This is a genomic window from Streptomyces sp. NBC_01276, assembly GCF_041435355.1.
Taxonomy (GTDB): domain Bacteria; phylum Actinomycetota; class Actinomycetes; order Streptomycetales; family Streptomycetaceae; genus Streptomyces.
Genome location: NZ_CP108443.1, coordinates 24,616 through 36,848, shown reverse-complemented (window position 1 = coordinate 36,848; position 12,233 = coordinate 24,616). Strand labels below are relative to the sequence as shown.

10 protein-coding genes are annotated in these 12,233 nt (G+C 70.6%); 6 read left to right on the top strand and 4 right to left on the bottom strand.

The window, feature by feature from the left end:
- Positions 1–101 precede the first annotated feature (101 nt).
- The 4 genes from OG295_RS37250 to OG295_RS37235 form a co-directional block, all read right to left on the bottom strand.
- Complete coding sequence (locus OG295_RS37250; RefSeq protein ID WP_371681533.1) at positions 102–767, bottom strand: PAS domain-containing protein; 666 nt, start codon at positions 765–767, stop codon at positions 102–104.
- 518 nt (positions 768–1,285) lie between these two features.
- The gene (locus OG295_RS37245) at positions 1,286–2,212 is read right to left on the bottom strand and encodes a hypothetical protein (protein ID WP_331737826.1); all 927 of its coding nucleotides are present in this window, start codon (positions 2,210–2,212) and stop codon (positions 1,286–1,288) included.
- A 455-nt stretch (positions 2,213–2,667) separates the two neighbouring features.
- The gene (locus OG295_RS37240) at positions 2,668–3,318 is read right to left on the bottom strand and encodes a hypothetical protein (protein ID WP_371681446.1); all 651 of its coding nucleotides are present in this window, start codon (positions 3,316–3,318) and stop codon (positions 2,668–2,670) included.
- Between the two features lie 32 nt (positions 3,319–3,350).
- The gene (locus OG295_RS37235; protein WP_371681445.1) at positions 3,351–4,427 is read right to left on the bottom strand and encodes an NlpC/P60 family protein; all 1,077 of its coding nucleotides are present in this window, start codon (positions 4,425–4,427) and stop codon (positions 3,351–3,353) included.
- A 366-nt stretch (positions 4,428–4,793) separates the two neighbouring features.
- On the opposite strand from OG295_RS37235, the gene OG295_RS37230 reads away from it, so the two are divergent.
- From OG295_RS37230 to OG295_RS37205, 6 genes are all read left to right on the top strand, one after another.
- Positions 4,794–5,633, top strand: coding sequence for a hypothetical protein (locus tag OG295_RS37230; protein WP_371681444.1), 840 nt, complete (start codon positions 4,794–4,796; stop codon positions 5,631–5,633).
- A gap of 12 nt (positions 5,634–5,645) precedes the next feature.
- Entirely contained in the window at positions 5,646–5,951 is a 306-nt protein-coding gene (locus OG295_RS37225; protein WP_285543551.1) for a hypothetical protein, read from the top strand.
- Positions 5,948–6,748, top strand: a complete 801-nt coding sequence (locus OG295_RS37220; RefSeq protein ID WP_331737812.1) for a hypothetical protein — start codon at positions 5,948–5,950, stop codon at positions 6,746–6,748. The genes OG295_RS37225 and OG295_RS37220 overlap by 4 nt, the downstream gene beginning before the upstream one ends.
- Positions 6,749–6,833: 85 nt before the next feature.
- Positions 6,834–8,666, top strand: a complete 1,833-nt coding sequence (locus tag OG295_RS37215; RefSeq protein ID WP_371681443.1) for a hypothetical protein — start codon at positions 6,834–6,836, stop codon at positions 8,664–8,666.
- Entirely contained in the window at positions 8,667–10,193 is a 1,527-nt protein-coding gene (locus tag OG295_RS37210; protein ID WP_285543545.1) for an SCO6880 family protein, read from the top strand.
- Entirely contained in the window at positions 10,193–11,746 is a 1,554-nt protein-coding gene (locus OG295_RS37205) for a type VI secretion protein (protein ID WP_331737802.1), read from the top strand. The genes OG295_RS37210 and OG295_RS37205 overlap by 1 nt, the downstream gene beginning before the upstream one ends.
- The last annotated feature ends 487 nt before the right edge of the window (positions 11,747–12,233 follow it).

Sequence of the window (12,233 nt, the reverse complement as noted above, 5' to 3'; positions counted from 1 at the left end):
CTGCGGAGTGGGTTCCCGGGCAGCCCTTGCGGGCGGCCCGGGAATCGCGGCGTCACCGGGTGGTGGTGCCCCCGGTCCGGTGTCCGGCGGAGGGCCGCGGTTCACCTGTTCGGGTGGTCCGCGGTCCTCGCGTATGCGCAGGCGGTTTGTGCGGTATTAGTCCAATTCACCCTCAAATCAAACCTCTTGATGTCTTTCGGTGTCTCACCTGTCCGCAGCACCTGATGCTGCATGCGGTCGTATTCGTCGAACGGCCGGCTGGGCTCGATCTCCCACAGGGTCAGACCCCGCATCTCCTCCTCGGTCCTGCCCATCACCCGGGTCATGCTCTCGTTGGCGGCCACCAGTCGGCCCTCGCGGTCGTACACCGCCACCGGTACCGGGAGCTGGACGAGTGTGCGGCTCAAGAGTGCTGCCGTCGGGTCGGAGGGGCCGGCGGGGTCCGCCGGAGCCGCCGCGGTCACGAGCCACGAGGTTGCGCGGCCCGCGTCGGTGAGCGGTACCGCCCGGAGCCGCAGCACGATCCGGCTGCCGTCGCGGTGGCGCAGCGCCACCTCGCCGGTGCATGCGCGGAGCCCGGCCAGCTGACGACGGACTGACCGGGGCAGGTCGGCGGCGAGCAGCCCGGCGGCCGCGCGGCCTACGATCCCATCGGGTTCGTATCCCAGCAGGTGCCGAACGCCGCTGCCCGCCGCCGTGATCAGCCCCCGCGCATCGACGACGGCCACCAGGTCCTCCGACGCACCGACCCCTCGGCGGCCCCGGATGCGACGGGCGGGTCGTCCATGGGATCTTCACCCTCATCCTCACTGCTGCTGAGCCGGAGCCGGAGCCCCAGCCCGAGCCGCGCGGCCGACACCCCGACGCGACCCGCCGTCGCAGACCACATGCCTTTGCCCAGAATAGGGCGTACCAGGAGAAAACAGCCTCAGGGATCGCGGGTGGGGGAGGCCGCGCAACTCAGGGCGGAGCAGCGGACCCCGCTGGTCGGAGGGGGCGGAGACGGCCCCTCGCGGGTATCGGCCCCATCCCCTCCCCTTCGAGGAGTGGGCCAGGGGCGCGGCCGCCGTGGCGGTGCACGACCTGCTCAACATGTCCAGCTTGGCCGGAACAGAAGGGGTGCGCCCGCACACGTCCGCGAACCGAACTCCGCCCTCCTCGGCACCGGAGCCCCGGACGTCGTCGGGATCGGCGACTTCCGCCGCCAGGGGATTTGTTCAGGGGCCGCCGTGCCCCACCATGCCGTGCCCCGCCATGCCCCGCCCCGTGATCGGCCCGGCCGCGTTCAGGCGCGAGGACGGATGTCCTCGACGTAGACCTTGATGGAACCCTCGTGGTCCTCCGCGAAGGCGGTAGCCGTTCCGCCCAGCTCCCGCACCCGTTCCATGGTGCGGTCGAAGAAGTCCCTGCCGGACGGCCACAGGCAGGCCAGCAGCAGGTCCTCATGGTAGGCGAGCAACTGCCCGCCTTCGATGCGCAGAGTGACCGGGAACAGGTCTTCCCCGGTACGGCCCGTGAGCTGTCGCCGGGCTCCGGGCACCCACGGAGCCCAGTGCCCGGTGAAAGGCAGGATCCGGCCCGGGTCCAGCGTTCGGACGTGCGCGACGGCCATCCGCTGCAGGTCCTCCCACCAAGGCAGTGCCAGGCGTATCCCGTGGAAGCCGTACATGCGGTTCCGGGAGACGGTGATGACCGGCCCGTGGTCGTCCCTTCTCTCCCGGTACTCCTCCCTGTCGACTTCGTACAGTTCCACATGGGCGTGGCAGCCGACGGGCCGTCCGGTGGCGTGTGCCAGGCCGCGGATGGGACCGCCGAGCGACACCAGGTTGCGGTCGTACATGTATCCGAAGTGCCGTTCGTGGTCGGTGCCGCCGTACGCGGGCGGCGCGGCCACGCTGACGGCCTTCGGGTTGTAGTCGTTGTCGGGGCGGGGCACGAGCTGCACCTTGACGCGCATGACCGCCTCCGGGCCGCCGCCGATGCGCTGGAGGCCGCCCGAGGCCGCCTCGCGGCGGACGAAGGCGTGGAAGGCCTCCTCGGTCGGACCGTCCCAGACCGAGACCTCGACGGCGAACCGTCCGTCCTTGTTCGGCGGGATCAGACAGAGCCCCGATTCCTCGGCGAGGGTGATGGAGTCGTGGTCCGTACCCACGGGGTCCTGCCTTTGCGTCGCGATGGTGGAACAGCCGGCCTGCGCCGAGTCGGCGGCCATGCGAGCCGCGCACGGACACCTGGCCGACGTGACGATAACCTCCGGCCTCGGAACAGCCGGAGCAGGGGTGGGCGTGTGAGCTCCGGCCGGGTCGTGCCGTGGGGGAGTACCCGGGTCTTCGCATGACGGGGGCGCCCGCCGCGTGGGAGACCGGACTGCGCATGGCGGTGGACTTCCGACCGCACTCCCATCACTGGCAGATCATGCGCGAGGTACGTGCTTCGCCGGTCGAGGCCGGATCTGTGGACCTCGGTGATGCCCGAGTGCTGTGTGCAATGACGAGCTGGGGCGACGGCTACTTCCCCGTGGTCGCCGATCGGGACTCGTCGGGTGACCTCCTCGCAGTGCGAGTCTGCTTCTCCTACGACTCCTGAGCTACCGCCCTGGAGCACGGGAGATGGGCACGTAGCGCCGTACCTGGCTGAGCACTTTCAGAGGCGGAGCGCGAGGCTGCGTCAGTCGGGTTCCGGAGCCGGGTGGTCGGGTGCCGGAGGTGGGGCGGCGGCGAGTTCGGCGCTGCGGCGGCGGGTCCACTTGGCGGCCGGGGAGTCGGGCCCCATGGTTTCGGTGAGGGTGGCCAGGAGGGTGGGGGCCGCGTCCTGGGCGGCGTCGACGGGAAGGGTGCGCCAGAGGCTGTAGGCGCGGCGGGCCGCGGCCTCGGTGTCGCGGGAGTCGACACCATGGAGGCGGGCGCGCAGGCGGAGGGTGCGCAGGTACCAGTCCAGCCCGGTGACGGGATCTCCTGTCAGGCCGGCCAGGTAGCCGCGGATCTCCCGGACCTGGATGGTGTCCAGGTGGACCTCACCCCGTGCGGCGGTGATGGCGCTGTCGAGGTCCTCGGTGAGGAGCAGGGCCTCTTCGTGCCGTCCGGCGGCGGCGGTTTCCCGGATCGAGGACAGTTCCTGCTCCACGTCCGGGCAGGCGTCCTCGGCCGCCGTCGGATCGCCGTCCGCGTCCGCGTCCGCGTCTGCGTCGCCATCGACATGGCCGTAGACGGCGACGGCGACGGCGACGGCGACGGCGGGGGAGGGGGCGGCGGATTCCGCGCCGGCCCAGAAGGCCGGGCTGACGACACCCCAGGGGTGGTAGAGCACGGGCTCGTCCAAGGTGCTGCTCCCTGCGGGGATGAGGCTTTCCGTCACCAGTTCACGACCCTCCGGATACCGGTGACCTTGGTCATGTAGTTGGTCGAGTGGCGCCAGCTGTCGTAGCTCACGATGCGGGTCTGGACTCCGGTACGGGGCGATTCGATGATGAAGCCGGTGCCGGCCCCGCCGATGAACATGCCGACGTGTCCCGGGGACGACTCGTTGCCGTCGGATCCGGGGTTGAAGACGAGGTCACCCGGCTTGGGCCGGTCCAGGTCCACGTGGATCGGCAGATAGATCTGGTCCCAGGTCGTGCGGGGGATGGTGATCCCCGCGGCCTTGTACGACTGCTGCATCAACGACGAGCAGTCGCACCAGTGGTCCTCGTCGTTGCCGAGGGCATTGGTGCAGTCCCCGCCCAGGTGGTACCAGCCGCCCTTCTGCTGAAGGGCCCAGGCCACGGCGGTACGGACCTGCGGCGGCGTGTCGGCGGGGAGGGAGAAACCGGACGGGAGGTCCACCGCTCCGCCAGGCGTGGCCTCGGTGTACTTGACCGACTGGGCCATGATCTCCTTGACGTAGTCGTACGTCTGCCCGCCGGCGAAGTACCGGGGCGGGACTCCCCGGTACTCTTCGACCCTGCCCCAGCCCGCGTTGTACCCGGCGAGGGCCAGCTCGATCGCGCTGCCGTTGTAGTCCGGGTGCCGCTTGGCGGTGCCCAGCAGCTCACACATCATCTTCCCCTGTGCGGGGATGGCGTCCTTGGGGTCCATGACGTCGCGGTCGCCGTCGCCGTCGCCGTCCACGCCCTCGGTGGCCCAGGTATCGGGGATGAACTGGCTTATCCCGTAGGCGATCGGTGCCTTGGTGACCGGGTCACGGGAGATCGCGGTGGGATCGAACTTCGACTCGGCCCAGATCTGCGCGGCCAGGATCGCCGGCGGCAGGCCCTGATCGCAGCGGGCGGCCGCGTCGAGGATGAGCTGGGCGTACTCGGGCGGAACTCCGCCCTGGCCGCCGATCTTCAGGCTGCTCGCGGTCGGCCACGAGCCCCCCAGCCCTCCGCCCTGACTTCCGTCCTGGGCGATCAGGGCCACGAGCAGCACCATGCCGAGACCGGCAGCCACCGGTGTGGCGACGGCACCCCCCGCGGCAACGGCAATCCACTTCTTCGACACCACGAAGCAATCCCCCCGGATCCCTGCCCGCGCATGCCCCCGGCGGCCACTTGTTCGTTTGCTGCATCAAAGTGGACGCGAGGTCGTATCGAACAGAACGACCCTCGGGGCAATGTCCGAGATGATGCGTGACACTATGCCATCTCTGCCAACTGCTGAGGTCAACGGACACTCATGTCGAGGTGTCAGAAGTTGCATGTAAGGTTCCTATGCGCTTGATCCACCCTTGTTCGAGCGACAGAAATTGCGTATGCAACTATTTGCTGCGCTTCTGTGGGGGGAATGATGGGGAAACGTACCGATTTTTTGCACGGCTTGCCTGCCGCCGCCCGCCTGATGGTGCCGGTGCTGGCGCCGACGGGCGGGGCCGGCCGGTCGACGCTGGCCTGCCTGCTGGCGGCCGAACTCGCGGCCGTGGGCGAGACGGTGGTGCTCGACACCGCCCCGCGCCTCGCGTCGCCCTGGCCGGGCTGGGTCACCGCGCCCGGCGGAGGGCTCGCCGTGCTTCCGCCGACCGAGCCGGCCTCCGCGGAACGGGTCCGGTCGGCCTGCGCGCCCATGGGCGGCTGGGACGTCCTGACCGACTGCCGGGAGTGGAACGCCCCACCCCTCGACCTGCCGGTGGAGCCCGCCGCCTGGTACCAACTGGCGGCGATCGGCGGGTGGCAGGCGGCCGTGGTCGACACGCCGCACCCGATCACCCACGATCTCCTCGCGGCCCGCTGCGCGGGGACCGAGGGGCAGACGCGGGGCTGGCTGGCACTGCCGTACGCGGTGCCGGTGCTGTGCGCCGCCGCCTCCGCCGACGGTGTGCAGGCCCTGCAGCAGGCCGTCATGGCCATGTCCGCCGAGAGCGTTCCCCTTCACCGCGCCGTCGCGGTGTTCGTCGCCACCGGAGAGGGTCGGCTGCCCTCGGTGGTACGGGCCGCGGCCACGATGCTCTCCGGACGGATGGCCGAGGTCGTCCACCTTCCCTACGACGCGCACCTGCGGGCCAGTGGCCTGCGCACAGGACGCGTCCATTCCCGCACCCGGCAGGCGGCCGCACGGATCGCGTCCGCTGTGCTGGCAGCCGCCCACGATTCCTGGGGCCAACCGCTCCCGCCGGCCCCGCAGCCGGCGGTCCTGCGCCCCGTATGCCCAGTCCCTGTCTAAGAGGTATTTCCCATGAGCAAGATCATCACGTTCACCCTTGCCGACGGCGTCGTCCCGGCTTTCACGCCGAAGGTCCCGGACGAGCTGAACGACGCAGTCGGCACCGTGCTGGGCTGGACCGCCGGAGTCGGCATCGCGATCGCGGTGCTGGGCGGTCTGCTGTCCTGGGCGGCCATCGCCGTCGGACACAACTCCAGCAACGCGCAGCTGGCCGCGCGGGGGAAGACCGGCGTGCTGGCGTCGCTCGTCGGAGCCGGTGGCATCGGTGCGACGTCGGCCCTGGTCCTCATGGCGTACAACCTGTTCGGTAAGAAGTGAGTCAGGGCAAGGACGCGAAGACGCGTCGCGCACGGCTGACGCTGGCCGGCCTGGGGGTGCTCGCGGCCGGAGTCCTGGTCGGCGGCGGGTACGGGGTGGCCGTTCTGCTGGACGACGACGGTGGTGGTACTCCGGCCGCCGGAGCCCCGGCCACGACGGCGCCCCCGGCGCATCCTTCCGGCCCGGCCTCCCCGTCGGGCTCGGGCGAAGTGTCCAAGACGCCGGATACGGGCCCCAAGATGCGGCTCTTCAAGCCGACCGGCCATGCCGACGGCGTGGCCACGGGATTCAAGTACTCGGCAGTCGACGCGGTGAGTGCCGCGGTGTACTGGTGGGAGGAGTACGCCTGGCTCGACGACCAGAAGGCGAGGCAGCAGCTGGAGGCGATGGCCTCCCCGGACGCCGACGGCTACGTCGACCAAGAGGTGTCCAAGGTGAGGAAGCTCCGCGAGCAGGTCGGGCTGCCTTCCTCCGGCGGGACCACGTCCAGTATCACGTTCACCACGACGGTGCAGGCGGTCCATGTGACCTCGCTGCCGGTGGAGGGCGAGAAGCCCGGCGCCGTGGTCGAGGTCTGGATGTCCTACGACCGGTTCGCGACGGGTCCGGACGGGGCGCCGGACAAGGAACCGCTCAAGGACGAGCTCACGAGCGTGATCCTGCGCTGGCAGGGGGACAGGTGGCGGCTGACCAACCAGCCGGGCTACGTCAAGCATTCGCACGTCCCGGTGTCCTATCTGCCGGATTCGCCCTATGCCTGGCGGGACGGGTGGAGGCAGGTGGTCCGTGAGGGCTAGAGCCGCTCGTCACCTCCTGGCGCGCGTCCTGGCGGTCCTGGTCGCCACGCTGCTGTGCAGCCTGGGCGCGCCCTCGATGCCGGCCATGGCCGCGGACGACCCGAACTACTCCAAGGTCGGCCCTCCCGACCCCATTCCGAAGGATTTCCAGAAGAACAGCGGCGGCTATCAGATCGGCCTCGACCAAAAGAATCACTACTGCTACGTCGACCCCGTTCGTGATCAAAAACTCTGCCGGACGGCCAACCCGGGGGAAATCCCGGGTGTCGGCACCGGCGGCGACATCTGCGAAGGGGCCGACGGCACGGGAGCGGCCGAATGTGACGCGGAGGGGCAGAAAGAGTTCGAGCTCAAGGCGCTCAAGAAGTGGCAGGAGGCGAACAAGGCCAACCAGAAGCTCGAAAACTACCCGAAGCTGAATGCCGCCCTCACCAAGTGCGTGAACGAGGGCGGCGTCTTCAAGGCCTGCCGGAATAAATGGGAGCAGGAATTCCCATTGAATCCCACCCTGTCGGACTGGGTTGCCGGAAAAATCTCAAAGTTCGCAAGCGACGCGCTACAGGAGGCTGCCCGGTACATCGGGGAGGGCGTGGTGTGGCTGCTGAACGAGTTCGCCAACCTCTTCAACAAGACCTCCACCATCAAGCTTGATCAGACGGGTATCGGCAAGCCGCTGGGAATCACCATGGCAATCAGTGCGATGGTTGCCGCCTTCCTGATGCTGATCCAGTTTTCCAAAACGGCCATCTCGCAACGAGGGGAGCTTGCCGGTACCGCGGTGGCGGGCTTGGCCAAGTGGGCGGTCATCTCCAGCGTCTACCTGCTCTTCACGCAGCAGGCACTCCTGATCGCGGACAAGCTCTCCGAATGGATGATCACCTTCAGCTTCGGCAGTGAGGGAGGTGCGGCGGAAGCGATGCAGCGCAAGATCGGGACGCTTTTCGCCGCCCTGGCGAGCGGTGGCGGCGCGGCAGCGGTCGGCGGCACGATGGTGGCCACGGGCGAGGCTCTCGCACCGGCTGCCGTCGGAGTGGTCATCGTGGTCGGGGTCATCACCATCGTCGCCATCGCCGCACTCTGGGTCGAAATGCTGATGCGGCAGGCAGGCATCATGATCCTGCTGGTCACGATGCCGATCACCCTGACCGGGGAGATTTCGGATTCCAGTAAGAACTGGTGGCCTACCGCCCGCAACGCCCTGATCTCGCTGGTCCTGATGAAACCCGTAATAGTCCTGATCTTTACGATCGGATTGTTCGCGATGGGTGACAGCACCGGTATCCAGAACGTCATCGTCGGTGTGGTCATCTTCTTGACCGCCTGCTTCTCCTGGCCGGTCCTCGCCAAATTCATCACTTTCACCTCGAACGGCGCCGGTACGTCGATGATGTCCGGCCTGATGAGCTCGATCGGGTCGTCCGCCTCGGCACGGAGCGGCGGCCCCCAGGGTGACGGCGCCGGATCGGTCGGCGGCGGGAGCGGCTACACCAAGGCTCTGGAACGTGAGGGCGGAAGCGACGGCGGCGGCGGTGGCGGCGGGTCCGTGCTGGGCAGCGCCGGGACGAAGGGGTTCGCCGGCGCCATGTCGGCGGCCACCGTCGGACTCCAGCTCGCGGCGGTCGGAAAGGACGCCCTGGAGTCGGGGATGGCCAACACGGCCGCCAACGCGGGCCTGGACAACGGGCAGCCCGGCGGACGGCACGCCGTCGTGGCCCAGCGCACGGGCGAGGGCATCCGCGCAAGGCGGGAGGCGCCCGAGCCGCTGCCCGAGTACCCCGAACACGGTGTGAAGGTGCTTTCGGCGAAGATCCCGAAGGAGCACGAGCTGCCACCGGTCGGCCGTCGGGCCGTACCTCCGCCACAACCTGCACCGCCGTTGTCGGCGCCCAGCGGTACCGATCCTTCCCCGGAGTCGTAGATGAGTCAGAGTCACCCCACCTACGGGGGCTGGCAGTCCGAACGCAGCGGATGGTTCGGACACATGAGCGGCCCCGGGTTCGCCCTGCTCGCAGTGGCGTCCCTGCTCCTGCTCCTGCCCCTCAACCTGGGCTCCTGGACGGCGGCCCTGATCTGCATTCCGGTCAGCCTCCTCCTCGTCGGCCTGGCCTTCGGCCGGGTCATGGGTCTCTCCGCCGACGAATGGATCCTTCTCGCAGTAAGGCACCAAATCGCCGTGGCCACACGCAGAAACATCTTCCACAGCGGGGCGAGCGCCCCCTACAGCAAGGCCACGGGCGAACAGCCCATGGACCTTCCCGGCACGCTGGCCCGACTGCGGATCCTGGAGGCACCGGACGGCCTGGGCGGCCACCTCGGCGTCGTCCACGACCCGGTCGCCGCGACGTACACGGCTGTCGCCCGGGTGACCTACCCGGGCCTGGCCCTGATCGACACCGACCGGCAGACCACGCGCGTTGCCGGGTGGGCCTCGATGCTGCGGACGTACTGCACCGAGGACTCCCCGGTCACGCGGCTGAGCGTGCACCAGCGGGTGCTGCCGGACGACGGTGCCGCCCTGGCGTCCTGGACCGCCCGGCACGTCAGCACGGACGCGCCGGCGGCCGCCGTGACCGCGCTCACCGAGGTGATGGAGGGCGCGGGCCCGTCCGCCTCCGCCCGGGAGACGTACCTGTCGGTGACCCTCTCCGCCGGTCGCGCCCGGCTCGCGATCAAGGGCGCCGGCGGCGGCCAGGCGGGCGCGGCCGCCGTCCTCGTACGCGAACTGCACGCGATGGGGCAGGCCCTGTCCGGCGCGAGCCTGCAGGTGGAGGAGTGGCTGGACCCGCGCGGGGTCGCCCAGACCATCCGCACCGCCTACGACCCGGACGCGCAGGTCATGCTCGCCACCCGCAGGGCGGCCGCCGCCGCGGCCGACTGGACGGGCGTGGAGCCGGGCGTCGACGTCGAGCTCGCCGGCCCCGCGTACGCGGAGACGGGCATGGGCGTCTACCAGCACGACGGCGCCTGGACCGTGTCCTACCAGGTGCGCAGTTGGCCCCAGGCGCAGGTCTACGCGACGTTCCTGCAGCCCCTGCTCCGGCCCCGGGCGAACGCCCGCCGCAGCCTCTCCCTCGTCTACGAACCGCTCGGGCCGCGTCGTGCGCGCTCCGAACTCGCGCGGGAGACGACCAAGCGGAACGCGGCCCGGAAGCTGCGCGCGAAGACCGGCAGGGACGAGAGCGAGGACGAGCGGCGCGCCGAGATGGTCGCGCGCCGGCAGGACGCGGAGCGCGCGGCCGGTGAGGGCGTGGTGCGGATGACGGCGATCCTGTCGGTGACGGTGACGGACGTGGACGAGCTGGAGACCGCCTGCGCGGAGATCCAGGCGGACGCGGGCGCCGCGAACCTGGAACTCCGCCGGATGTGGGGAACACAGGACGTCGGCTTCGTCGCCGGGGCGCTGCCCCTGGGCCAGGGCCTGCCCGACCGGCGGGGTGGCTTCTGATGGCGCTGCTCCGCCGCAAGGCCGCGGACGACACCGTTCTCGCCGACACCGGTCTGCGGGAGGCGGCCGGACTCGCCTCCGTACCCGCGAGCCGGCGGGCCGAGCCACCCAGCCCTCAGGAGCGGCGGCAGGCACAGCTGCTGGAAGACCCCGCGTCGGTCATGCGGGTCGCTCCCAAGAAGGGGTGGAAGGGGCCGTTCGCAGGCCGGGCCGCCTCGCTCCCGCGCCCGGAGGCGGTGCGGGCCACCACCGTCAACGCGGCCGGCGCGTTTCCCTTCCTGCACGCCGCCAGCCTGCCCGCGGTGGGTGCGTACATCGGCCACAACGTGCTGACGACGGCGGCGTTCTCCGCGCACCCCACCGTGTGGGTGAAGCAGGGCCTGGTCACCAACCCGAACGTCATGCTGACCGGCATCCCCGGCTCGGGGAAGAGCGCGCACGTCAAGGCACTCGCCCTGCGGCTGATGGCCTTCGGCCACAAGGCGCTCATCGCCGGAGACGTCAAGGGCGAGTACGCGGCGATGTGCCGCCACCTCGGCGTCGAGCCGGTCCGGCTCGGTCCGGGGCTGCCGGGCCGCCTCAATCCGCTCGACGCAGGGCCGCTCGGGCAGGGCCTCGACGGGATCCGCGACCCCGCTGTGCTCCGGGGCCGGCTGACGGAGATCCACCGGCGCCGCCTGACCCTCCTCAAGGCCCTGCTGGAGCTGCAGCTGCGCAGGACCCTGGAGCCACAGGAGGAGGAGGCCCTCGACGTCGCTGTCCGGGACCTGACCGGGGAGCTGTACGGGACGACGTCCCTGCGCACTCCGACGCTTCCCCTGGTCTACGACAAGCTCCGGGACCCCACGGAGACGATGGCGCGGGAGCTGCGGATCCGGGACGGGGACGTCCAGCGGGCCCGGGAGTCCATGGCCTCCATCCGCTCCGCCCTCGGCATCATGGTCACCGGACACCTGGGCGGGCTCTTCGACGAGGAGACGTCCCTCGGCCTGGACTGGGCGGCTCCGATCCAGAGCGTGGACATCAGCGCCCTCACCCCGTACGGCGACGAAACCGTCGCGATGGTGCTCTCGTGCGTCTCCTCCTGGGCGCAGTCGGCGATCGACCGGCCCGGGCAGGCCCCCCGGATCGTCATCCGTGACGAGTTGTGGCGGCAGATGAGGTCCGGCGGCGCCGCGATGGTCAAGAAGATCGACGCAGACCTGCGCCTCTCCCGGGCCACCGGCACGATCCAGGTCCTGGCCACGCACCGGCTGTCCGACTTCGAGAGCGTCGGCGCGGCCGGGTCCGAAGCGGTGGCCATCGCCCGTGACCTGATCTCCAGCTGCGAAACCCGGATCCAGCTCGCCCAGGACACCCGCCCGCTCGCCTTCACCCGCGAAGCGATCGGTCTGACCTCGGCCGAGTGCGACCTGATCGGCTCCTGGGGGGCGGCCCAGCGCGGCCGGGCCCTGTGGAAGGTGGGCAGGGGCGGCGGCTCTCACGCGGTACAGCTGATCCTCTCCCGCACCGAGATGAAGCTGTTCGAGACCGACGAGCGCATGGTGATCTAGGTACGCACTCGCGGAGCGGCCCACGGCCCCGGCGGACCGCCGTTCGGGGCCCGCACCGTGCTGACCCGGGTCGCCCCGTACGACGGCCGGGGCGCGACCCACCGGCCACAGGGGCGAGGCGGTCGCGCTCCGCCCGGCGGCGGGTCTCGGGCCGGTGTGCCCGGTGACGAACCCGAGGAGCGGGAGAGCACGACCATGACTGGGCAGCTGTACCACTCCTGGGCGCCGTCAGCCCTGCGCTCTGGGCCGAAGACCCCGGCGCCGAAGACCCCGGCGCCGGGGAGCCGGGCCCCGCGGCAGTGGCCGCGCCCCCGCCCGTCGACACCGTCCGCCTCGACGACGCCTCGGCCGCGATCCGCAGTGCGGTCGCCGCCGGCCGGGAGGACGAAGCCGTCCTGCTGGCCGAGGAGCTGGACTCCGCCGTCACGGCCGAGTTCGGCGAACTGCACCTCGACACCATCCAGGTCCGGGAGATCCGCGGCTACCT

Coding starts and splice junctions, on each gene's coding strand:
- OG295_RS37245 (WP_331737826.1), bottom strand. CDS start 2,212: ATGGCCGCCGACTCGGCGCAGGCCGGCTGTTCCACCATCGCGACGCAA.
- OG295_RS37225 (WP_285543551.1), top strand. CDS start 5,646: ATGAGCAAGATCATCACGTTCACCCTTGCCGACGGCGTCGTCCCGGCT.
- OG295_RS37215 (WP_371681443.1), top strand. CDS start 6,834: ATGGCCGCGGACGACCCGAACTACTCCAAGGTCGGCCCTCCCGACCCC.
- OG295_RS37210 (WP_285543545.1), top strand. CDS start 8,667: ATGAGTCAGAGTCACCCCACCTACGGGGGCTGGCAGTCCGAACGCAGC.
- OG295_RS37205 (WP_331737802.1), top strand. CDS start 10,193: ATGGCGCTGCTCCGCCGCAAGGCCGCGGACGACACCGTTCTCGCCGAC.